We start from the raw sequence: 21,028 nt of genomic DNA on the forward strand, positions 1-21,028 counted from the left end.
CGAGATGGCGAAGGTATTGCTGTTCGGTGCGGAGCGAGCTTTTTTTTCGGACAGCACACCCCAAGCGTTACGCCATCTTTTAAATAATGCACTTTGTGCAAAAACACCTGATGCTGTCGAGGCTTTGCTGCTCGAAGCGCGTGAATGTTGGCCGGAAGAGCCTGATACACATATTGGCTTATACAAATTCCTCTTCGTCAATAAGCGTTACTCCGAAGCAGAAGCCGCTGTATGGGCTGCTTTGCGATCTGCATCTCGACAATTGGGAATTGACCGCAACTATCGACGCTTAAAGGTGAATAGCGCCGATTGGAGTAAGCGTCAGGGAGCGGAAAGGCTCTATCTTTTCAGTCTTAAAGCACTTGGCGTGATTCGTTTACGGCGCGCCCGTGTAGGGCAGGCTCGCAGTGTCCTGAGTAAGCTACTGGAACTGGATCCCTATGATGAAATCGGTGGGGGCGTCTTTTTACAGATAGCACGATCCTTCGATGAGGATAATGATCGGTGATGGCCTTTCTCAAACAACGCATCGAAGAAGCTGAGCCTCTTTTTGCTGAAATCTGGCAAATCATGGCTCTGACTCTCCAGAAAGCTGGGCTCGACCCGCTGGTTGTATTTGGTCAAGTTCCTAATCATAGTGAGTTGCGAGAAGATTCTTTTGATCAAACCTTCGCTCTTTATACCGAGTGGCGTACACAAATTGGGGTTTACCTGGGTAATATCGTAGTCAATGGTAACGGTCAGAGTTTTGCTGAATTCGATGTCTTGTTACCGCACCCCCAAAAACCTTGCTGGTTTGTCGAAGCGGTAACGGCCTGGGGTGTGTATGGTGAATTGAGAAGTGAACTTCGTCTGCTGCCGGCACTTGAAGAATGAACGAATTATATGAGTGGTTGTTGGAAAGCGCTGCCACTAGCTTGCCACTGGAAAAAGTACTGCTAGGGCTGAACTGGACTGTTGCAGATGTTTCTGGAGAATTCGGTTTTGCTTTCAGCCCGCGCCATGTTCCCAGGACATTGGACTGGGCTGGAACGTTAAGAGGGCGGTCCTGCGAGCAACTGCATTCTTGGTTGCTATCTTGGAACGAAGCGGAAGCTGCCGTTGGGTTGGCTGTTCTCAATGCCTCAATCAATACAGGAACATCTCGCTGCTTGCAGTTGGCTCAGCCACTACGTTCTGATGCTCCAGGGCATTTGCGTGTTTTCGCGCATTTTGGTCCACAGTTGAATGGGCAAAAAGTAGTAGTGATTGGCCGTTATCCTGGTCTCGACAAATTGTGGAGTGGCTTTTCCTATAAATGCCTGGAGCGCACTCCGCAAGATGGTGACTTTCCAGATATGGCGGCGGAATATCTTCTTCCCCAAGCGGATTGGGTTTTCATTACTGCCAGTAGCCTTGCCAACAAAACACTGCCGCGCCTGCTTGAGTTATCTACTCAGGCAAAAGTAGTGTTGATGGGGCCTAGCATGCCTTGGCTGGATGGCTGGAAAGATTTTGGTATTAATTATCTGGCCGGGGTCAGGGTTCTTGATGCTGCAGCAGCATATCAAGTTGCCGCAGAAGGAGGCGGAACCCGTCTCTTTACTGGCCCGGTAGAGTATGCCCTTCTGGCACTTGATTGATGGATCTTATAAACGAGGCTGATGCTTTTTTTTGGCGCATTTTAGTGTGTCATAAGCACCCATTTAGTGCGCGCCTGCATTTTTTAGTACCAGAGAATACAGGAGTAGTGCTACCCGAACCCTTACCGCGTCTGGCTGTCATCGCTGAATGTGGTCAGGATACTGTTATTCAGTGTCACCCATCCGCTGCTCTGTGTAGTTTTCAGGAGATTATGGGCATAAAGCAGACATTGGAAATTGTCAGCGATTTTGATTTATTGATGGAAGTTCCCGGGCATTTGGTATCGATTTATCTGGCCGCTTTAAGTGGTCATGATCTATTCGAGCCACCTGAAGGTACTTGTTGGGTTGAACTACTGCAGTGTGTTGAAAGGCCTTGGTTGGATCGAGAGATCCTACGGCGTGCTTACGAAGTGCTGATGGGGTGACGCAGATAGAAGGCAGGGTGTAGGATTACACCCTGCCAAGCTGGAGTGGTAACACTTAGCCACCCAGCAGGGCTTTAGCCAATTTTGGTGAAAGCTGATCTTTGGTGAACTGGGGTTCGTTCGGCGGATACAGCGCATCTTCAATAATGCTGTGTCCATGCTCTTTGGCAAGAGCAATCATCTCACGAGTTTTTTCGCAAGCTTTCAGCTTCTCGGCAAGTACCTGATCAGCTTTGGCTTTTTCCGAGAAGGCGTGTACTTCTTTTATCGACATGACTTTTCTCTCATTGACGATGTTGCATACGCCAAGGCCAGTTGTTCCAACCTTGGGGCGCGCATTATGCCAGATATGCCAGACGCTTTGTCCTGGTAGCGGGCCAATGGTTTTAATTGAGAAATTTTTGCCGCTTATCGAAAAACTGCATTTCTCTCCAGGATTTCAGCAACTGGAGATATTGAGGTTTTAATATCCCAAATTTGCTTCATTCGATGAAAATTTCAGTATTGGCTCTAATTAATTCTTTGGTTTATTTGAATCATAGAATGTCAGGTAGAAATAATTACATGTGAGGCCTTTATAAAGGCTGTACAAGGCTGTCCAGGGGCTAAGCCAAGCTCACTCACGCTTTCATTGGTAACGGTAGCTGTGAGAGTTCTTCCTTTTGGTAGTTGTATCTTGACTTCGCTGCTAATAGTCCCGGGTATTATCGCGATCAGCTTTCCTTGAAGGCGATTTCGAGCACTTATTTTCAATTCAGGATCAGGGGAAAGCAGAATAAAACTGGCCTTTACCAGTGCGATGGCAGCTTTTCCTGTGGTTAGCTGCAAATCATCGGCACATTCATTTGTCATCGTTGCAACAATTTCCAAGCCTTCGCCCAGATCAAGGCTCACGCAACTATCGATAGCTCCTTGCTCAATGGTTTTGATGCGCCCATGAAATTGGTTGCCTGCACTGGTTTTTGTTGTAATTGCCCGAAGTAGTCGATCTATATCTTCGAAATGTTCAACACCTTGCGCAATCTTGGCCAGATAACGTTCATATTCCACCTGCATGCGACGCCAAGTCTGAACTACTTCTCGGCCAAAGTCGGTTAGTCGGGTTCCTCCTGTCAGTCCACCTGCCGAACATACAACCAACGGCCTTTCAGAGAGATTGCTCATTGCATCCACGGTATCCCAGGCTGCTTTGTAGGGCAGCTTGATTTTCTTGGCTGCACGGCTTATCGAGCCTGTCATTTCGATTTGCTCGAGTAGCTCGATGCTTTTACTCGCCATGCGGTTTTTGTCCCTTTTTTCGGGCCAAAACTCGCCAATGCTTTCGGAAGGTTTCGGGCGGTGGAGTTGAGACATAAGGTGTGCTCGCCTCGTAAAGGATCGATACGTTCTTGCAAAATGGCTTCCAGTTTGTTGTCTGGAATTTTAATTATTTTAATTATTTTAATATCAATGGCTTATGCTGTTTTTTTGCAATGGCGTAACAGCATATTTACTTGTAGAAGATATGACGTTGATAGGTTACCTGTGTCATTTTGTATATAACGCAACAGCTTGTGTGAACCAAATAGAGCAAGGTGTGGTGATGCGGTAATTGTATTTTTGGCTTTGAATATGTACATAGACTGCTTCGAAAGTTGTATCAAAGTCGACATTGGTTCCAGCAGGTCTTGTTCATGACAGCTCGTAAGCTGGTTTGATTGCTCCAAGGCATTGCTACCAAAGAAATTTTCTGTTTTTCAATATATGGCATGCTGGGTGCATAAATTTTGAGGTCAGGTTGTTTATGCAACTGCCAAATCCGAGGAGACAAGCCAATGATTACTCTGACAGACAGTGCGATGGCTGCAGTCAGCCGTTTCATGACCAATATGGATAAGCCGGTCGCTGGCTTGCGTATTCGGGTTGAAGGTGGTGGCTGTTCGGGACTGAAATATAGTCTCAAGCTGGAGGAAACTAGCGAGGTGGGCGATCAAATGGTCGATTTCAACGGTGTTACCTTGCTTATCGATGATGCCAGTGCTCCGCTACTCAATGGTGTAACCATGGATTTCGTCGAAAGCATGGAGGGCAGCGGCTTCACTTTCACTAATCCGAATGCCACCAACAGTTGCAGTTGCGGCAAGTCGTTCGCCTGCTAGCAATTCTATGGTAGCCGGCCGACCGGCACCGATAAAGACTTACCGGGAGACATGCCGTAATGTGGGATTATTCTGAAAAAGTAAAAGAGCACTTCTACAATCCGAAGAATGCCGGAGCCGTTACTGATGCAAATGCGATCGGTGATGTCGGCTCGCTGAGCTGCGGCGATGCATTGCGTCTGACACTGAAAGTCGATCCGGCAACCGACGTTATCCTGGATGCGGGGTTTCAGACGTTTGGTTGTGGTTCAGCTATCGCTTCTTCTTCTGCTCTGACCGAAATGGTGAAGGGGCTTACTCTGGATGATGCGCTGAAAATCAGTAATCAGGATATTGCCGACTATCTCGACGGTTTGCCGCCCGAAAAAATGCACTGTTCCGTGATGGGAAAAGAAGCTTTGCAGGCTGCTGTGGCGAACTATCGTGGCGAAGAGCTAGAGGACGACCATGAGGAAGGTGCTCTGGTCTGTAAATGTTTCGCAGTCGATGAAGTGATGGTGCGCGATACCATTCGTGCCAATCGTTTGTCCAGCGTCGAGGATGTTACCAACTATACCAAGGCTGGCGGTGGTTGCTCGGCATGTCATGAACGAATCGAGCAGCTCCTTGATGAAGAGCTGACTGCCCGTGGTGAAGTGTTCGCTCCTGCTCCGATCAAGGCTAAATCCGGTAAGAAAAGCCAGATCGTTACGCTCGAATCTCCAAAATCTGCTGTTCCCGCAGAGGTCGAAACACCTGCTGCACCTGCTACCGGCAAGCTGACCAATCTGCAGCGTATTCGTCGTATCGAGACGGTTCTCGAATCCATTCGTCCTACTTTGCAGCGCGATCATGGCGACGTTGAGTTGCTTGATGTCGAGGGTAAGAACGTTTATGTGAAGCTTACTGGAGCATGTACTGGCTGTCAGATGGCCAGTATGACGTTGGGTGGCATCCAGCAGCGCTTGATTGAAGAACTCGGCGAGTTCGTCAAGGTCATTCCTGTCAGTGCCCAGGCTCACGCTCTATAACGGAGGTTTGATATGGTCAACGTCTATCTGGACAACAACGCCACAACTCGAGTTGATGATGAGGTTGTACAGGCGATGCTACCTTTCTTCACTGAGCAGTTCGGTAACCCTTCGTCGTTGCATAGTTTCGGTAACCAAGTGGGCCTGGCGTTGAAAAATGCCCGCAAAAGCGTACAGAACCTGCTCGGTGCTGAGCATGATTCCGAGATAGTCTTCACTTCCTGTGGTACAGAAGCTGACTCTACGGCCATTTTTTCTGCTCTTAAGGCGCAGCCAGAGCGCAAGACGATCATCACTACTGTCGTTGAGCATCCTGCTGTACTGACCCTCTGCGATCATTTGGTGAGTGAGGGATATACGGTACACAAACTGACGGTAGACAAGCGTGGTCGTCTCGATCTCAAGCAATATGCTGACCTGCTTGGCGATGATGTTGCCATTGTATCTGTCATGTGGGCCAATAACGAGACGGGCACATTATTCCCGATCGAAGAGATGGCACGCATGGCTGATGAAGCTGGTGTCATGTTCCACACCGATGCAGTCCAGGCAGTTGGCAAGGTACCGATTGACCTGAAAAACTCCTCAATTCATATGCTTTCACTTTCTGGACATAAACTGCATGCCCCGAAAGGTGTCGGTGTGCTTTATCTGCGTCGTGGAACCCGCTTTCGCCCATTATTGCGCGGTGGACATCAGGAGCGTGGGCGTCGGGCTGGAACCGAAAACGCCGCATCGATCGTCGGTATGGGAGTTGCTGCAGACCGTGCTCTAATGTTCATGGAGCATGAAAATACAGAAGTCAAGCGTTTGCGGGACAGGCTTGAGGCAGGAATTCTTGCCGCAGTTCCACATTCCTTCGTTACTGGTGATCCAGAGAACCGCCTGCCCAATACTGCCAATATTGCTTTTGAGTTCATCGAAGGCGAAGCCATTCTTTTGCTGATGAATAAAGTCGGTATTGCCGCCTCCAGTGGTTCCGCCTGTACTTCCGGTTCGCTCGAGCCTTCGCATGTAATGCGGGCTATGGATATCCCCTATACCGCAGCACATGGCACTGTTCGCTTTTCACTGTCGCGTTATACGACAGAAGAAGAAATTGATTATGTAATCCGTGAGGTTCCGCCGATCGTAGCCCAGTTGCGCAAGCTCTCTCCGTATTGGAGTGGTAACGGTCCTGTGCAAGATTCGGGTAAGGAGTTCGCTCCAGTTTACGCCTGATTTTGGTGTGAAACTTTCGAGCGGGAGAGAAAGCATGGGCACTGTGATCATTGACGATACTACTTTGCGAGATGGTGAGCAGAGCGCTGGAGTAGCTTTCACTCCTGAAGAAAAGATCGCTATTGCATATGCGCTGGCAGAATTGGGAGTTCCTGAACTGGAGATCGGAATTCCCAGCATGGGTGAAGACGAGCGCGAAGTCATGCGCGCTATCGCCGCTTCGAATTTGCCTTCCCGGCTGTTGGCCTGGTGCCGTTTAAGCGATGTCGACTTACAGGCCGCTCGTACTACTGGTGTACATATGCTGGATCTTTCCTTACCTGTATCCGACCTGATGCTGCAGCACAAGATCAACAAGGATCGCGCGTGGGCAAAGAGAGAGGTCTCTCGATTGGTTTCGGAGGCCCGCATGGCTGGTTTCGATGTCTGCCTAGGATGCGAGGATTCATCCCGTGCCGATATCGAGTTCATCGTCGAGGTAGCAGAGATTGCTCAGGCTGCCGGCGCGTGCAGGGTTCGTTTCGCCGATACGGTTGGCATCATGGAACCTTTTTCTATGCTGGAGCGTTTTCGCTTTTTGCGTGAGCGGCTGGATATGGAGTTGGAGGTTCATGCCCACGACGATTTTGGCCTAGCTACAGCCAATACCGTCGCCGCAGTAATGGGGGGTGCCACACATATCAATACCACCGTCAATGGATTAGGCGAGCGAGCAGGAAATGCACCGCTGGAAGAGTGCGCCTTGGCTCTCAAGCATCTTTATGGCATCGATACTGGTATCGATACGCGCGGTATTCCATCGGTTTCTGCACTTGTCGAGCAAGCTTCCGGCCGGCAAGTGGCCTGGCAGAAAAGCATAGTCGGGGCTGGTGTGTTTACGCACGAGGCAGGGATTCATGTCGATGGCATTCTTAAATACCGTGGAAATTACGAAGGTTTGAACCCTGATGAATTAGGTCGTAGCCATAGCCTGGTGCTAGGAAAGCATTCCGGTGCACATATGGTAAAAATCACTTATCAGGAATTGGGTATCGAGCTTGATGATCGGCAAAGCCAGATTTTGTTGAGCCGCATCCGAGTTTTTTCGACCAATGCCAAGCGTAGCCCTAATTCTGATGAGTTACAGGTTTTCTATCGTCAGCTTTGCGGCGATAAAACCTCTGGAGCGATTCCTGGGGATGTGGCATGAACCTGCTTTCCAAAGAGCATGCTATCGTCCAGTAATATTTTGCTTGCTGCTATGTGTGGTACTTCGGCAGGCCGAAAAACGGAGTATACAAGCATGGATCTTCAGGATTTCGATGGCGAGGGACTTTACTTTGATAACCCTATGGCGCCTGAGGTTGAAGCTCTGCTAGCTGTAGCTGGCGAGCAGTACAGTGAAGGAACTGCCGAAGAATTCTTACTTGCTGCCCAGACTCTGGCTCCCGAAAATCTTACAGTTCTGGTTGGTTTATACCGGTTCTACTACTACCAGCATCGCTATCAAGACGCGCTGGGTGTCGCCGATCGAGTGCTGGATATCGTCGGGCCGCAGCTTTCACTTCCTGCGCAGTGGTGCGAAGTCAAGCAATCGCACCTGAATATCGCTGCTGACCGAGGAATGGGATTGCTGCGTTTCTATCTGCTGGCTCTCAAGGGGGCCGGGTATCTTAACCTGCGTCTGAACCGTTTTGAGCAAGGGAAGGCCATGCTTACCAAGGTTGTCGAGCTTGATTCCGACAATCGCCTGGGGGCCAGGCTTCTATTGGATGTGCTAGCCAGTCACAGTGCTGAAATCCTAACTTTTCCTACTGCTACTACCGTGGAGATACGACCATGACCGTACAACCTTTTTCTTCTGACTTTGATCTGACATTGGATGAAGCCATGGAAGAGTTGGTATCCGCTGAAGATTTTCTGGAGTTCTTCGGTGTGCCTTTCGATCAGACTGTCGTACACATCAATCGCCTACATATTATGCAGCGCTATCACGATTACCTGATCAAGGCTGGCGAACTTGAGGAGCATGACGACGATGCTCGTGCTGCTATCTATCGCCAGTTGCTGGCTCGTGCCTATCAGGATTTTGTCGAATCCGATGCGCTTACCGAAAAGGTCTTCAAGGTATTCAAGCGTGGTGAGCCGCAAACCACTTTCGTACCCATTGAGCAGCTACTGGGTTGATGAAGAGAGGATGTCATGACTCTGCCGCAATATGACTATGGCGATACGGTGCGTTTGATTCGCAACGTGCGTAACGATGGAACTTATCCTGGAATGGATACTGGAACCTTACTGATTCGACGTGGCGCGGTAGGCTGTGTCCGTGACATCGGAACTTATTTGCAGGATCAGATTATCTATCGGGTGCACTTTCTTGAAGAAGGTCGCACGGTTGGTTGTCGCGAGGAAGAGCTGATCCCGGCATCGGATCCCTGGGTACCCAATCTATTCGAGTTTCGCGACAGGGTTGTGACAACCCATAGCTTGGCCATCCGGGGTGAAGTTGTCGTCGAGCGTGGCCAAGAGGGTGAAATCATGAAAGTGATCAGGGACTTACCGGAGGGGGTGCAGTACCACGTGCATTTTGGTGAAGGCCGCGTATTGCAAGTTCCTGAACAAAGCCTTGAGATGGCTGGAAGTCAAGGGGAGACCATCAACGATGAGTGAGCTGATTTCTAACGGTAGTGAAGGTCGTTATCGTCTGTTACGGGTCGCTCTGGAGCGGTTTGGTTGTGAACCCGCGGCCTTGAAACCCGACCAGCAACAAGAGGCTGCTCGTATCGTTGGTCGTCAGTTACAGATCGAGGAAGTAGTGCTTCGTAGCTCCGAGGCTGTCGGCGTGGTAATCCCTGAATCCCAGGTCGACGATGCTTGGCAAAGTATTCGTGATCGTTACGAAAATGAAGAGGCTCTGGAGTTGGCTCTTGAAAGTCAAGGGCTTGAAAGTGCTCAATTACGTATATTCCTGTTGCGAGATTTGAAAGTAGAGGCTGTACTTGATCGGATCTGCCGGGATGTGTCTTCAGTGACCGATGAAGAAATCAGTCAGTATTATTTCAGCCATATTGATCAATTTAGACGGCCAGCTTCTTACAAAGCTCGCCACATACTTATAACCATTAACCCTGATTACCAGGAAAATAAGCGCGAAGCGGCGTTGTCGCGTATGCAGGCTATCCATAAACGACTCACTGACAAGCAGCAACCCACAGTCGATATCGAGCGTTTTGCCATGCAAGCGATGAAGCATTCCGAATGCCCAACTTCAATGGAGGGCGGTCTGCTCGGTGAGGTGACCAAGGGCAAGCTTTATCCTGTGCTGGAGAACTGCCTTTTCGATCTCGAAGAAGGGCAATTGAGTCAGATCGTGGAATCTCCACTGGGCTTTCATCTGATCTATTGCGAATCGAAGATTTCAGAAGAAATAGCCTCACTGGAAGAAGCTGCCCCTCGGCTTCGAGATTGGCTGGAATCTCGCCAGCGACAGAGGCGTCAGCGGGAATGGCTTGTAAGTCTGCTGCAACAACATGCATCTGCATCTTTGGAGAAAGTGGCTCATGGCTGATACAGAGACTCCGCGTTGCTCGTTTTGTGGTGCCGAAAAGAGCCCGACCGTACCCCTTATTGCAGGCAATGAGGGTCGTATCTGTGAGGCTTGTGTGAAACTGGCCCACCAAGTAGTAAGCAGTTGGGGGCAGCGGCGCAAGAGCCAGGAAATGGCGCCGCAACTGCGTACTCCGATAGAGTACAAGCAGCATTTGGATGAATCAGTTATAGGACAGGAATTCGCCAAGGAAACGTTGGCTGTAGCAGTGTACAGTCATTATTTGCGTCTGTTGAATTGCGATCGGGACCCTGTTTGCCAACTTAGCGAGCAGGTGGAACTGGAAAAATCCAATATTCTCATGGCTGGGCCTTCCGGCACCGGCAAGACTCTGCTGGTACGTACGTTGGCGCGTATCCTCGGTGTTCCGTTCGCTTCTGCGGATGCCACCACTCTGACCCAGGCTGGCTATGTTGGTGATGATGTCGATAGCATCATTGCACGCCTGCTCGATGCGGCTGGAGGTGATGTCCAGCAGGCTCAGTGGGGGATCGTGTACATTGACGAAGTAGATAAACTGGCAAAACGTAGTGGCGGTGGTACTGCGGTACGAGATATTTCCGGCGAAGGGGTGCAGCAAGCCTTGCTGAAAATGGTCGAGGGAACGGAAGTTCGGATTACCAAATCCGGGCGCCGTAGCGATCATGGGGAAGAGCAGGTTGTGGATACGCGCAATATTCTCTTCATTGCCGGCGGAGCTTTTCCCGGACTGGAAGCGCTGGTTTCCAGCCGTCTCCAACCAAAGGATTCGGGGATAGGATTCCATGCGTCACCGCGCCAGAAGATGCCGTCGCTTAATGAGTTGTTAGCCTCATTGCTGCCCGATGATCTGCACGAATTCGGTCTGATTCCTGAGTTCATCGGTCGTTTCCCGATTATCACCTTTCTGCAGGAGCTTGACCGCACTACGTTGCTACGTATCCTTACCGAGCCATGCAATGCTTTGGTTAAGCAGTATAAGCAACTATTTGCCTATCAAGGAGTTACTCTCGAGGTTACCGATGAGGCCCTTGGCTATATTGCCGACCAGGCTTTAATTCGTAAAACGGGTGCTCGTGGATTGCGTGCAGTATTAGAGGTTGCTCTGCAAAAAACGATGTTCAACATGCCTTCTCAGCCTTTGCTTCGCCGTTGCTCTCTGGATCTGGTGGAGAAAGAGGATGGTAGTAAATCCCTCGAGGTATTGAGCGTCATGGCTGAAGAGGAGATCGAGTCCATTGCCGATACGCAATCAACCAAAGGCGTCGAGGCTACAGATAAAGCTCGCTTTTCAGTCGATCTTTAATTTGTTGTAAAGCAATAGGCTTGGCCATGTAAGGCTGAGCCTATTTTTTTTGAATAATTATTTTTTATTTTTCAAGTGGTTGTGGCTGGGTAGCCAATGGCCAGGCTTTGCCTGGGTGATATTTCAGTAAATTATGAATCCAAAGTTGGGAAGACTTACAATAAGTTTCATGCACTTTAGCCAGGGGTAAGTTATGGCCAAGATTGGAGTGTTCTTCGGTACCAACACCGGGAGAACTCGCAAGGTTGCCAAAATGATCAAAAAGCGCTTTGACGACGAGACGATGGCTGATCCCGTTAACGTGAACAAGGCTGCGCCCGATGATATTGCCAAATATGATTTCCTCATCTTGGCAACTTCCACCTTGGGTGATGGTGAGCTACCAGGGCTTTCTTCCGATTGCGAGAATGAAAGCTGGGAGGAATTTCTTCCTCAATTGGAAGGGGTGGATTTTTCTGGCAAAACTGTTGCTCTTTACGGTCTAGGCAACCAAGTAGGTTATCCTGACGATTTCGTCAGCGGCATGAAGCCGATCTACGATCTAGTTGTCGAGCGAGGCGCAAAGGTCGTTGGTTCCTGGTCTACTGATGGTTACGAGTTTAAAGCTTCCAAAGCTGTAGTCGATGGCAAGTTTGTTGGGTTGGTACTGGATTTGGAAAACCAGAGCAATTTGACTGATGAACGTGTCAGCGCCTGGCTCAAGCAGATTGCTCCTGAGTTTGGTCTGAACGTCTGATATAACAACACCGCCCGATCATCAAATCGGGCGGTTTATTTTAGTAACGCGCTTTATCCTGTCCGATATCAGTGATTGCGCGTTAGCAAGGCAGGCTTTTCTCCCTTGCTTTTGTTTGGCGTGCCATCAAGCTGTTCCAGTTGTTCTAGGCTGGGCAGTCGCTCGAGTTTCGATTCTTTCTTCACTATTACCGGTTGGCGTGTACGTTGCGGCTGGGCATTGCTGCTGCCTTCACGGGGTTGCGCCTGAAAAGGCGTCAGGACGCGTTCCGGGGCCCGGTTTCGTCCATTACGAATCTGACCATTAGGTTTTTTCGGTTGACGCTTGCTTGTATCGCGATGTTGGCCGGTGCCGCCAGGAGTTGTTGCTTGAGCAGGTGTAGCTGCCGTGGCTCCGGTTCGCCCATTGGAGCGTCGACCACGCCCCTTATTCTGGTAAGGGCTTACATAGTCGACACGATTACCAAAGTTATCGATGTCGTCATCAAGAAACTCTTCCGGATCTCTATTGGTAGAGAAGCGAGGTATCGTGCTTGCTGCCGGATGTTGATCGTTTGACTTGGTCTGATCTGCAGCGTTGTTTCTGGGCTTGCCTCGGAGATTGTTGTTTTTTCTGGAGCGGGAAGTTCTATCGCTTTCCGAGGTTTGCTGTATCGCTTGTTTATTATCGTTGCTATGGTGAGCCGGTCGGTGCCTTTTCGATTCCTGATTGGGTCGCTGCTCTTGCGTATTTGAAGTACTACCGACTTCTTTCTTTTCGATTTCGACGGTGGCTGGATCGAAGCCCATATAGTCACCATCCGGTATTTTCTGCCGAGTCAGGCGTTCGATATTGCGCAGCAGTTTTTCTTCATCTGGAGCTACCAGGGAAATTGCCTCGCCATTCCGGCCGGCGCGCCCAGTTCTCCCAATGCGATGGACATAATCTTCTTCGATGTTTGGGAGCTCGAAATTGACTACGTGCGGTAATTGGTCGATATCCAACCCTCTGGCAGCAATATCAGTGGCAACCAATATGCGAATGCTGCCTGCCTTAAAGTCGGCAAGGGCTCGAGTTCGTGCATTCTGGCTTTTGTTTCCATGGATGGCAGCAGCAGCTAATCCGTGCTTATCCAGGTATTCGGCCAGACGATTGGCACCATGCTTGGTGCGAGTAAATACCAGAACCTGTTCCCATTGGCCTAGGGTGATGAGATGGGCGAGCAGTGCGCGCTTATGGGATGCGGGCAACCGGTAGGCGCGCTGCTCGATACGCTCTACCGTGGTGTTCGGTGGCGTAACTTCAATGCGTTCAGGGTCTTGCAGAAGCTTGCCTGCCAACGTGACGATATCGTTGGAAAAGGTCGCCGAGAACAACAGGTTCTGTCTTTTTTCCGGCAGCTTGGCCAATACCTTGCGCACGTCATGGATAAATCCCATGTCGAGCATGCGATCAGCTTCATCAAGAACCAGGATTTCCACGGTGGAAAGGTCCACACTGTTCTGCCCGACCAGATCGAGCAGACGCCCTGGACAGGCGACCAGTACGTCTACACCTTGCGCAAGTGCTTTGACTTGCGGATTCGCACCGACTCCGCCGAAGATACAGGCACTTTTGAGCGGTAGGTCTCGGGCGTACAGCTTGAAGCTGTCGTGAACCTGTGCAGCAAGTTCCCGAGTGGGGGTCAGCACCAGCACGCGAGCTTGGCGCGGGCTTTGGCTGGAGCGGCTCGGCTGGCCGCCAGGAAACAGCAATTCGAGGACGGGAAGGGCGAAGCCACCGGTTTTCCCTGTACCCGTTTGCGCAGCAACCATTAAATCGCGTTTTTGCAACACGGCGGGAATGGCCCGCTGTTGCACCGGTGTAGGCTGGATATAGCCAGCGGCCTCGACGGCACCGGCTAAAGCCTCGGAGAGACCGAGGGAAGCAAAGGACATGCGTTATCCTGTCTTTTAAGGGGGCCGTAGGCCCGAGGGCGATAATGCCTGGCTGGAATCGCGCGAATCTGGCGCTATCCCGACCGGTCTTGCCATCTCTTTCTAGCTGTAGAAGGATGACATCCGGGCGCAAGCTGGGCGGGAGTGCGGAGTATTACCAATTTGGATCAACCCCGCATGGTTATGACACTACCACAGCTTTTGGGTTCAGTGGCTAGCTTGTTAAGGGGAATAGGTAGAATTTTTTTCGTTAAAACGATATTGCATTCGGACTTGGGCCAATTCGATTCGATTTTGGCTCATGAGCCCAGCCCGAGATTGTTCCAGATGGCAAGGCTGGGTTCTGCCTGGTTCAGTGTGTAGAAATGCAATCCCGGTGCTCCGCCTTGCAGCAGGCGTTCGCACATTTCGGTGATTACCTGCTCGCCAAATTTGCGGATACTTTCGGAGTCGTCACCATAGGCTTCCAATTGCTTGCGAATCCAGCGTGGAATATCTGCGCCGCAGGCATCAGAAAAGCGTGCCAGCTTGCTGTAATTGGTAATCGGCATGATGCCCGGTACGATCGGGATTTCCACGCCCGCTCCAGTTGCACGTTCCACGAAGTGGAAATAGCAGTCGGCACTGAAAAAATATTGGGTTATCGCGCTATTTGCACCGGCCCGGACTTTGCGTGCGAAATTGGCAACGTCATCTTCGAAGTTCCGTGCCTGGGGATGCATTTCCGGATAAGCGGCGATTTCGATATGAAAGTGGTCTTGGGTCTCGCTGCGGATGAATTCCACCAGCTCGTTGGCATAGCGTAGCTCTCCGCTAGCCTGGCCCATGCCGGAAGGCAAATCCCCACGTAGCGCGACGATGCGGCGAATTCCGGCATTCTTGTAAAGGTTGAGCAGCTCACGCAGCTCCGCCTTGCTGTCACCGACGCAGGAGATGTGCGGGGCGGTCGGAACCTTGATCTCGCTATCCAACTGCAGGACGGTAGTGAGCGTGCGATCACGCGTAGAGCCCCCGGCACCATAGGTGCAGGAGAAGAAATCCGGGTTGTAGCCGGCCAACTGGCGGGCGTTAGCCAGTAGTTTCTGGTGCCCGGCGTCGGTCTTGGTCGGGAAGAATTCGAAGCTGATGTTGGGGCGATTCGAAATAGTCATTGGTTTTTACCAAGCTTGAAGCTTGAAGCTTGAAGCTTGAAGTCGAACAGACTCAGTCTCTGAGCGGCCTCAAGCTTGCGACTTCCGGCTTTAGTAACGATAACTGTCTGGTTTGAACGGGCCATCAGTATTGACGCCGATGTATTCGGCCTGTTGTGAGGTCAGTCGGGTGATGACCCCACCGAAGCCTTTCACCATCTCGGCAGCGACTTCTTCGTCGAGTTTCTTCGGCAGGACCATGACGGTTATGTTCTGGCTTTTTTCGGCAGCGGGCAGATCGGCGAACTTTTTATTGAATAGGTGTATTTGCGCCAGTACCTGGTTGGCGAACGAACCATCCATGATTCGACTCGGGTGACCAGTGGCATTACCCAGGTTCACCAAGCGGCCTTCGGCCAGCAGAATCAGGTAATCGTCGTTTTGCGGATCGAAACTACCCTTGCCGGTGCGATGGATCTTGTGTACCTGGGGCTTGACCTCTTCCCAGACCCAGTTCTTGCGCATGAAAGCGGTATCGATTTCATTATCGAAATGCCCGATATTGCAGACTACTGCGCGTTTTTTCAGCGCGTTGAGCATATGGGCATCGCAGACATCGGCGTTGCCAGTGGTGGTGACGATCAGGTCGATCTTGCCCAGCAAGGCTGTGTCGATACTGGCTTCGGTGCCATTGTTGAGGCCATCCTTGTAGGGCGAGACCAACTCGTAGCCGTCCATGCAAGCCTGCATGGCGCAGATCGGGTCGATTTCGCTGATCTTGACGATCATGCCTTCCTGGCGCAGCGAGGCAGCCGAACCCTTGCCCACGTCGCCGTAGCCGATGACCAGCGCTTGCTTGCCTGATAACAAATGATCGGTGCCACGTTTGATGGCGTCGCTGAGGCTGTGGCGGCAGCCGTATTTGTTGTCGTTCTTGCTTTTGGTCACCGAGTCGTTGACGTTGATGGCCGGGACTTTCAAGGTGCCTTTCTTGAGCATGTCCAGCAGGCGATGTACACCAGTGGTGGTCTCTTCGGTGATGCCGTGGACCTGCTCCATTACCTGAGTATACTTGTCGTGCAGCATAGCGGTCAGGTCGCCGCCATCGTCCAGCACCATGTTGGCATCCCACGGCTTGCCATCTTTGAGGATGGTTTGTTCCAGACACCATTGGTACTGTTCTTCAGTTTCTCCTTTCCAGGCGAAGACTGGAACGCCGGCAGCGGCCACTGCGGCAGCGGCCTGGTCTTGGGTCGAGAAGATGTTGCAGGATGACCAGCGCACTTCGGCGCCCAGCGCTATCAGCGTCTCGATCAGGACCGCTGTCTGGATGGTCATGTGGATGCAGCCCAGGATTTTCGCGCCTTTCAGGGGTTGCTCCGACGCGTATTTGTAGCGTAGGCCCATCAATGCCGGCATTTCCGATTCGGCGATGATGATCTCGCGGCGGCCCCATTCGGCCAGGGAAATATCGGCAACCTTATAATCGGTAAAACCGGCAGGCGTCATGACAGCACTCATGCGATGAGTCTCCATTCGTATGTGCGAATGGGCGCCGTTGATGCGTTGCGAAGGAACGCCCCATCCGAGCCTGACAGACCGGACCTCGGTGGTTCCGACTGCTGCAGCGCCCCTCGGATGGGTGGCGGGCATGATCGGCATGCTATGGCCGATCATGTGAAAAGTTCGGGGATTATAGCCGTGCTACTCGATGGACCCAAGTATGACCGGGCTTATGCAGCCAATCTATCGTGGTGTGGTATTGGTGACGGTGAACCCCATTATGCCGATTCGCTGTAGATGAGCGCGCAACTCTTCTACGTCTGGATGAGCGAAAAATACCTGTAGCCGGCGCGCACGTGTCGCTCCGACAGCTGCTGCGTGTCGCCACTGTTCTTCGCTGCGTGTGGCCAGGCTGTTCCAGTCTTCTTGCGACCCTGCTTTCAGGCCGGCTGGTGCCCCAAGCGCCCGCAGCCAGACTGGGAACGGCCGCTGCCGTGCCTGACTCATTGCCTCCGCTAGCATTCTGGCCCGTGTCTCGCCGATGCCAGGTGCTCGCGATAACTCCTCGATGCCCAGATCGAGCCAGGTAAGCAGATCATCAAGCAATCCTGCATCCAGTAGTGATTGCCAGATACCGGAGCCGATGCCGGGCAGGTTCAGTCCGCTTTTGCCGCTCAGCCAGGCGAGGCGGGCGAGAAATTGCTGTCTGCAACCGGGGGTGGGTTTCCAGCAGCTCAAGGCATGGTAGTCGGCAGCCTGTGGTGCCATGACTGCTTGGCGTTCCTGGGTACGCCAGACTACTTGTTCCAGGCGCGGAATGGTCAAGCCGGCGAGTGCGACGGCAACCTGATCGCCAGGACGGATATCCAGTGCCTGCCAGCGTTGCAATGAGCCGACGCTGACTTGACGAACGGTACGATCGTCCAGTACGACCGGTTCCAGCTTCAGCAGCGGTGTAATGCGCCCGGTGCGGCCGATGCGAAATTCCACCGCCTGCACCTGTGTCAAAGCCGAGCGAACAGGGTACTTCCAGGCTACGGCCCAGGAGGGTGGCGCAGCCTGCCAGTGGCTGCCGTCCGGGCGTTGGCTCTGGCGTAGCACCACGCCATCGCTGGCGAAGGGCAGTGGAGTGCGATACCAGGTTTCACGCCACTGCCGGGCTTCATCGAAACCGTTCAGCGGCTGGCTGAAGCGCTGTGAGTCGCCCAAGCCGAGGGCGGCCAGTCCAGCGAGGCGTTGCTCCATTTCATCCGGACCGTTTGGCCAGTCCCAGACGAACAGGCCGATCCGTGCAGCGGTGGCGTTATCGAGATCCTGCCGGGCCATTGCTCCGGCTATCTGGCTGCGGGCACTGGCACTGCCATCTCTGGATTGCACATGTCCGTCCTGTCGCCAGTAGAGTTCACCTTGCAGGATGATCCGTTTCTCACTTGGTAATCGTTGCGCAATTGCCTGGATGCGACTGGCATTGGGTGTCCAGTCCTGGCCGCGCTGGCCATTGCCGCGGCTGATGGCTTGTAACAGCCGACCTTGTTCGTAGACGAGCGTGACCGCTACGCCATCTACTTTTGGTTGAATCCATAATGCCTGTCGGCTGGCGATCCAATGACGTATTTCATTTTCGTCGGTCAGTTTGGCCAGGCCAGTCTGCGCTACGGGATGGACGACCTCGCCCCGAGTCGTAGCCAGCGGGTCAGGTAGGGAGCTGGGCGTACCGGGAAAACACTGCTGCCAAAGGGTAAGCCTGGTGCTGGCCTGATCGTACAGCTCATCATCGACTGGCGAGCGTCCGTCCCGATGATAGGCCGTGTTCCACTCGGCAATTTGTCGGGACAAGCTGGCGATTTCTTGCCTGGCTCGCTCGGTAGGCCAGTCAGGACAGTGAGCCGCAAGGCCGATGGTGGGGAGCAGGCAGAGTGACAGCAAAACCAACGTGCGTAACATGGTGAGCATCCTTGCTCTATTGGTAAAGGTATGCCGCTATGTTGCGCCTGTACGTACCCTGTGGTCCGTGTGCCAGTGCCGCTTTGTGGCACGGAATTTCGTTCTGCTCACCGTCTGGCTTTTCTCTACAATCGGCTCCCTTCTTTCATCTCTGGAGATGAGTTAGTGCAGCCTGTGATCTCCATCGAACAGCTCACCAAGACCTATGCTTCTGGCCATCAGGCGCTGAAAAGCATCGATCTGGACATTCGCCGTGGCGAAATCTTTGCCCTGCTCGGGCCGAACGGGGCAGGCAAGACCACATTGATCGGCATCGTCTGCGGGATCGTCAATCCTGGAACCGGCCGCGTGCTGGTCGATGGCCACGATATCGTCGCCGACTATCGCCAGGCCCGTTCGAAGATCGGCCTGGTACCGCAGGAGTTGTATAACGAAGGTTTTGAAAGTGTCTGGACGACCGTGCGCTTCAGTCGCGGCCTGTTTGGCAAGGCACCGGACGATGCCTATATCGAAAAGCTGCTGCGCGACCTGTCGCTATGGGACAAGAAGGATGCGCGCATCCTTGATCTTTCCGGTGGTATGAAACGCCGGGTGATGATCGCCAAGGCACTGTCGCACGAGCCGAGCATTCTCTTTCTCGACGAACCCACCGCCGGGGTCGATGTCGAGCTGCGTCGCGACATGTGGGCAATGGTGCATAGGCTGCGCGAGCGCGGAGTGACCATCATCCTCACCACGCATTACATCGAAGAGGCCGAAGAGATGGCCGATCGCATCGGGGTGATTCGCCAGGGCGAGATCATCCTGGTGGAAGACAAGGAGCGGCTGATGGTGCAGTTGGGCAGCAAACGGCTGACTCTGCAATTGCAACAGCCGCTGGCGCAGATTCCGGCAGGGTTGGCCGAGTATCCACTGCTATTGTCCGCCGACGGCCAGCAATTGGCGTATACCTTCGATGCCCATCACGAGCGTACCGGCATCGCCGAGCTGCTGCGCCGGCTCGGCGAGCAGGGCATCGACTTCAAGGATTTGCAGACCAGCCAGAGTTCGCTGGAGGAAATCGTCGTCAATCTGTTGAGAGCCCGCTGATGAATCGTTACGCGATCCGCGCAATCTATCTGTTCGAACTGTCGCGCGCCTGGCGCACGCTGTTGCAGAGCATCGCCACCCCGGTGATCTCCACCTCGCTGTACTTCGTGGTGTTCGGCTCAGCCATTGGCTCCAGCATGAGCCAGATCCATGGTATCGGCTACGCGGCCTTCATCGTGCCTGGGCTGATCATGATGATGCTGCTGACCGAGAGCATTACCAATGCGTCCTTTGGCATCTATATGCCACGTTATTCGGGGACCATCTACGAGGTGCTGTCGGCACCGGTGTCCCATGTCGAGATTCTGGTGGGCTATGTCGGCGCTGCCGCTACCAAGTCGATCATTCTCGGCCTGCTGATCCTGGTGACTGCGCGAATATTCGTGGATTACCGGATCGAGCATCCGGTATGGATGGCGCTGTTTCTGATATTGACCGCTGTTACGTTTTGTCTCTTCGGCTTCATCATCGGCATCTGGGCGGATGGCTGGGAAAAGCTACAGATCGTTCCTTCCCTGATCGTTACGCCACTGGCGTTTCTTGGCGGCAGTTTCTACTCAATCGAAATGCTGCCGTCTTTCTGGCAAAAGGTGGCTTTGCTCAACCCGGTGGTGTACCTGATCAGCGGCTTTCGCTGGAGCTTCTACGGCGTCGCCGACGTCAATCCGGCAGTCAGCCTGGGCATGACCTGTGGGTTTCTGGCGATTTGTCTGGCGCTGGTAGGCTGGATCTTCAAAACCGGCTACCGCTTGAAGAGTTGAGTGGCTTGCTCCGGGAACAGGGTGAGCAGCCTGAGGCTGCTCCGGGCATGCTTATCTTACTTGCCGAACAGGCTACCCAAGGCATTCGAGGCGGCTTGGACGCTGTCTACTGCGTTGGTTACTTTGGTTGCCTGCTGGTTGGCATCTGCCGTACTGGTGGCCTGCTGGCTGGCTACACGATTGCAGGTGTCATTGGCCTGAGCGGCACCGTTCTGGATGTTCTTGTTTTCCAGTAACTGGCCGAGCAGCCCGACCTTGTCGATGTTTTGCTGCTGGCTTGCCTTTTGTTCCTGGCACTTGCTCTGCAGGCTGCCACTGTCGGCGGCGTACGCGGAAAGGGTAGCGCAAGTCAGAAGAGTGCTGGCGATGAAACGAGTAATACGCATTGGAGATAGGGCCTATTCCATGATCCGGTTGTACGGCCATCCCTGTACCGGGTCGAGTCCGTTGGATTGATTGTGGGATGGCCAGGCGGGAATCTAGCATCAAAAAAGCGCCTGGCAAGGCGCTTTTCGTGTGGTTTTTCAGGATTATGAAGTGAGTATCAACAACTGTCGTTCGGCTAGGGGCTGTTGACGTTTCGAGCCAGAGGCGTTGATGAAGAAGAGCAAACCCGCAGAATTCAGGGCCCAGCCAGATAACCCCGCGAGTTTGCA

Annotated in this window: 23 protein-coding genes and 1 riboswitch; of the genes, 16 read left to right on the top strand and 7 right to left on the bottom strand. The window is 52.6% G+C overall.

Annotated features, from left to right (window positions below; translation table 11 throughout):
• Nucleotides 1-4: 4 nt before the first annotated feature.
• Genes FHR87_RS11220 through FHR87_RS11235 form a run of 4 tightly spaced genes read left to right on the top strand, consistent with a single transcriptional unit; the run spans nt 5 to nt 2,050 of the window.
• Entirely contained in the window at nt 5-508 is a 504-nt protein-coding gene (locus tag FHR87_RS11220; RefSeq protein WP_183166817.1) for a hypothetical protein, read from the top strand.
• Entirely contained in the window at nt 508-876 is a 369-nt protein-coding gene (locus FHR87_RS11225) for a hypothetical protein (RefSeq protein WP_183166818.1), read from the top strand. Before FHR87_RS11220 ends, FHR87_RS11225 begins: the two co-directional genes overlap by 1 nt.
• Nucleotides 873-1,622 (top strand): DUF364 domain-containing protein, encoded by a 750-nt coding sequence (locus FHR87_RS11230; protein WP_183166819.1) that lies wholly within the window; start codon nt 873-875, stop codon nt 1,620-1,622. The genes FHR87_RS11225 and FHR87_RS11230 overlap by 4 nt, the downstream gene beginning before the upstream one ends.
• On the top strand, nt 1,622-2,050 hold the full coding sequence (locus tag FHR87_RS11235) for a hypothetical protein (protein ID WP_183166820.1): 429 nt from the start codon (nt 1,622-1,624) through the stop codon (nt 2,048-2,050). Before FHR87_RS11230 ends, FHR87_RS11235 begins: the two co-directional genes overlap by 1 nt.
• A gap of 55 nt (nt 2,051-2,105) precedes the next feature.
• Here FHR87_RS11235 and FHR87_RS11240 read toward each other — a convergent pair whose 3' ends face one another.
• A complete protein-coding gene (locus FHR87_RS11240; RefSeq protein WP_183166821.1) occupies nt 2,106-2,324 on the bottom strand; it encodes a Nif11-like leader peptide family natural product precursor in 219 nt (72 codons plus the stop codon).
• A 272-nt stretch (nt 2,325-2,596) separates the two neighbouring features.
• A complete protein-coding gene (locus FHR87_RS11245) occupies nt 2,597-3,403 on the bottom strand; it encodes a TOBE domain-containing protein (RefSeq protein ID WP_183166822.1) in 807 nt (268 codons plus the stop codon).
• 461 nt (nt 3,404-3,864) lie between these two features.
• Between FHR87_RS11245 and FHR87_RS11250 the strand changes: the two genes are divergently transcribed.
• The 10 genes from FHR87_RS11250 (at nt 3,865) to FHR87_RS11295 (ending at nt 12,029) form a co-directional block, all read left to right on the top strand.
• Nucleotides 3,865-4,188: a HesB/IscA family protein gene (locus FHR87_RS11250; protein ID WP_183166823.1), complete on the top strand. Its 324-nt coding sequence runs from the start codon at nt 3,865-3,867 to the stop codon at nt 4,186-4,188.
• A gap of 59 nt (nt 4,189-4,247) precedes the next feature.
• Nucleotides 4,248-5,198 carry a Fe-S cluster assembly protein NifU gene (nifU, locus tag FHR87_RS11255; RefSeq protein ID WP_183166824.1) on the top strand — a complete coding sequence of 317 codons (951 nt, stop codon included), beginning with the start codon at nt 4,248-4,250 and terminating at the stop codon, nt 5,196-5,198.
• Nucleotides 5,199-5,210: 12 nt separating this feature from the next.
• Entirely contained in the window at nt 5,211-6,419 is a 1,209-nt protein-coding gene (gene nifS, locus FHR87_RS11260) for a cysteine desulfurase NifS (RefSeq protein WP_183166825.1), read from the top strand.
• On the top strand, nt 6,364-7,608 hold the full coding sequence (gene nifV / locus FHR87_RS11265; protein WP_338021247.1) for a homocitrate synthase: 1,245 nt from the start codon (nt 6,364-6,366) through the stop codon (nt 7,606-7,608). Before nifS ends, nifV begins: the two co-directional genes overlap by 56 nt.
• Before the next feature lie 93 nt (nt 7,609-7,701).
• Nucleotides 7,702-8,241, top strand: coding sequence for a tetratricopeptide repeat protein (locus FHR87_RS11270; RefSeq protein ID WP_183166826.1), 540 nt, complete (start codon nt 7,702-7,704; stop codon nt 8,239-8,241).
• Nucleotides 8,238-8,585 carry a nitrogenase-stabilizing/protective protein NifW gene (nifW, locus tag FHR87_RS11275; protein WP_183166827.1) on the top strand — a complete coding sequence of 116 codons (348 nt, stop codon included), beginning with the start codon at nt 8,238-8,240 and terminating at the stop codon, nt 8,583-8,585. The genes FHR87_RS11270 and nifW overlap by 4 nt, the downstream gene beginning before the upstream one ends.
• Before the next feature lie 15 nt (nt 8,586-8,600).
• Entirely contained in the window at nt 8,601-9,071 is a 471-nt protein-coding gene (locus tag FHR87_RS11280; RefSeq protein ID WP_183166828.1) for a nitrogen fixation protein NifZ, read from the top strand.
• Nucleotides 9,064-9,969: a nitrogen fixation protein NifM gene (gene nifM, locus FHR87_RS11285; RefSeq protein WP_183166829.1), complete on the top strand. Its 906-nt coding sequence runs from the start codon at nt 9,064-9,066 to the stop codon at nt 9,967-9,969. Before FHR87_RS11280 ends, nifM begins: the two co-directional genes overlap by 8 nt.
• Nucleotides 9,962-11,293 carry an ATP-dependent Clp protease ATP-binding subunit ClpX gene (gene clpX, locus FHR87_RS11290; protein WP_183166830.1) on the top strand — a complete coding sequence of 444 codons (1,332 nt, stop codon included), beginning with the start codon at nt 9,962-9,964 and terminating at the stop codon, nt 11,291-11,293. The genes nifM and clpX overlap by 8 nt, the downstream gene beginning before the upstream one ends.
• Nucleotides 11,294-11,486: 193 nt before the next feature.
• Nucleotides 11,487-12,029: a flavodoxin gene (locus FHR87_RS11295; RefSeq protein ID WP_183166831.1), complete on the top strand. Its 543-nt coding sequence runs from the start codon at nt 11,487-11,489 to the stop codon at nt 12,027-12,029.
• Between the two features lie 68 nt (nt 12,030-12,097).
• On the opposite strand, the gene FHR87_RS11300 is transcribed toward FHR87_RS11295, so the two are convergent.
• From FHR87_RS11300 to ligB, 4 genes are all read right to left on the bottom strand, one after another.
• A complete protein-coding gene (locus FHR87_RS11300; RefSeq protein WP_183166832.1) occupies nt 12,098-13,945 on the bottom strand; it encodes an RNA helicase RhlE2 in 1,848 nt (615 codons plus the stop codon).
• Between the two features lie 299 nt (nt 13,946-14,244).
• Nucleotides 14,245-15,096, bottom strand: coding sequence for a methylenetetrahydrofolate reductase [NAD(P)H] (gene metF, locus FHR87_RS11305; RefSeq protein ID WP_183166833.1), 852 nt, complete (start codon nt 15,094-15,096; stop codon nt 14,245-14,247).
• A gap of 90 nt (nt 15,097-15,186) precedes the next feature.
• Entirely contained in the window at nt 15,187-16,596 is a 1,410-nt protein-coding gene (gene ahcY / locus FHR87_RS11310) for an adenosylhomocysteinase (RefSeq protein WP_183166834.1), read from the bottom strand.
• A gap of 22 nt (nt 16,597-16,618) precedes the next feature.
• Nucleotides 16,619-16,717: riboswitch (S-adenosyl-L-homocysteine riboswitch) on the bottom strand.
• A gap of 104 nt (nt 16,718-16,821) precedes the next feature.
• A complete protein-coding gene (gene ligB, locus FHR87_RS11315) occupies nt 16,822-18,522 on the bottom strand; it encodes an NAD-dependent DNA ligase LigB (protein ID WP_246336009.1) in 1,701 nt (566 codons plus the stop codon).
• 165 nt (nt 18,523-18,687) lie between these two features.
• Here ligB and FHR87_RS11320 point away from each other — a divergent pair, with 165 nt between their 5' ends.
• Complete coding sequence (locus FHR87_RS11320; protein WP_183166836.1) at nt 18,688-19,611, top strand: ATP-binding cassette domain-containing protein; 924 nt, start codon at nt 18,688-18,690, stop codon at nt 19,609-19,611.
• A complete protein-coding gene (locus tag FHR87_RS11325) occupies nt 19,611-20,372 on the top strand; it encodes an ABC transporter permease (protein WP_183166837.1) in 762 nt (253 codons plus the stop codon). Before FHR87_RS11320 ends, FHR87_RS11325 begins: the two co-directional genes overlap by 1 nt.
• Before the next feature lie 56 nt (nt 20,373-20,428).
• On the opposite strand, the gene FHR87_RS11330 is transcribed toward FHR87_RS11325, so the two are convergent.
• Nucleotides 20,429-20,758 (bottom strand): hypothetical protein, encoded by a 330-nt coding sequence (locus tag FHR87_RS11330; RefSeq protein ID WP_183166838.1) that lies wholly within the window; start codon nt 20,756-20,758, stop codon nt 20,429-20,431.
• Nucleotides 20,759-21,028 lie beyond the last annotated feature (270 nt).

The sequence above is a fragment of the Azomonas macrocytogenes genome (genome assembly GCF_014191985.1).
Classification (GTDB): domain Bacteria; phylum Pseudomonadota; class Gammaproteobacteria; order Pseudomonadales; family Pseudomonadaceae; genus Azomonas; species Azomonas macrocytogenes.

Excerpts from the sequence above, each read along its gene's own strand:
- FHR87_RS11330 (WP_183166838.1), bottom strand. The coding sequence starts at position 20,758 with ATGCGTATTACTCGTTTCATCGCCAGCACTCTTCTGACTTGCGCTACC.
- FHR87_RS11250 (WP_183166823.1), top strand. The coding sequence starts at position 3,865 with ATGATTACTCTGACAGACAGTGCGATGGCTGCAGTCAGCCGTTTCATG.
- FHR87_RS11220 (WP_183166817.1), top strand. The coding sequence starts at position 5 with ATGGCGAAGGTATTGCTGTTCGGTGCGGAGCGAGCTTTTTTTTCGGAC.
- FHR87_RS11270 (WP_183166826.1), top strand. The coding sequence starts at position 7,702 with ATGGATCTTCAGGATTTCGATGGCGAGGGACTTTACTTTGATAACCCT.
- FHR87_RS11295 (WP_183166831.1), top strand. The coding sequence starts at position 11,487 with ATGGCCAAGATTGGAGTGTTCTTCGGTACCAACACCGGGAGAACTCGC.
- FHR87_RS11230 (WP_183166819.1), top strand. The coding sequence starts at position 873 with ATGAACGAATTATATGAGTGGTTGTTGGAAAGCGCTGCCACTAGCTTG.
- FHR87_RS11325 (WP_183166837.1), top strand. The coding sequence starts at position 19,611 with ATGAATCGTTACGCGATCCGCGCAATCTATCTGTTCGAACTGTCGCGC.
- nifS (WP_183166825.1), top strand. The coding sequence starts at position 5,211 with ATGGTCAACGTCTATCTGGACAACAACGCCACAACTCGAGTTGATGAT.
- FHR87_RS11280 (WP_183166828.1), top strand. The coding sequence starts at position 8,601 with ATGACTCTGCCGCAATATGACTATGGCGATACGGTGCGTTTGATTCGC.
- FHR87_RS11240 (WP_183166821.1), bottom strand. The coding sequence starts at position 2,324 with ATGTCGATAAAAGAAGTACACGCCTTCTCGGAAAAAGCCAAAGCTGAT.
- metF (WP_183166833.1), bottom strand. The coding sequence starts at position 15,096 with ATGACTATTTCGAATCGCCCCAACATCAGCTTCGAATTCTTCCCGACC.
- ahcY (WP_183166834.1), bottom strand. The coding sequence starts at position 16,596 with ATGAGTGCTGTCATGACGCCTGCCGGTTTTACCGATTATAAGGTTGCC.
- ligB (WP_246336009.1), bottom strand. The coding sequence starts at position 18,522 with ATGTTACGCACGTTGGTTTTGCTGTCACTCTGCCTGCTCCCCACCATC.
- FHR87_RS11235 (WP_183166820.1), top strand. The coding sequence starts at position 1,622 with ATGGATCTTATAAACGAGGCTGATGCTTTTTTTTGGCGCATTTTAGTG.
- nifW (WP_183166827.1), top strand. The coding sequence starts at position 8,238 with ATGACCGTACAACCTTTTTCTTCTGACTTTGATCTGACATTGGATGAA.
- FHR87_RS11225 (WP_183166818.1), top strand. The coding sequence starts at position 508 with ATGGCCTTTCTCAAACAACGCATCGAAGAAGCTGAGCCTCTTTTTGCT.
- clpX (WP_183166830.1), top strand. The coding sequence starts at position 9,962 with ATGGCTGATACAGAGACTCCGCGTTGCTCGTTTTGTGGTGCCGAAAAG.
- nifM (WP_183166829.1), top strand. The coding sequence starts at position 9,064 with ATGAGTGAGCTGATTTCTAACGGTAGTGAAGGTCGTTATCGTCTGTTA.
- FHR87_RS11245 (WP_183166822.1), bottom strand. The coding sequence starts at position 3,403 with ATGTCTCAACTCCACCGCCCGAAACCTTCCGAAAGCATTGGCGAGTTT.
- FHR87_RS11300 (WP_183166832.1), bottom strand. The coding sequence starts at position 13,945 with ATGTCCTTTGCTTCCCTCGGTCTCTCCGAGGCTTTAGCCGGTGCCGTC.
- nifU (WP_183166824.1), top strand. The coding sequence starts at position 4,248 with ATGTGGGATTATTCTGAAAAAGTAAAAGAGCACTTCTACAATCCGAAG.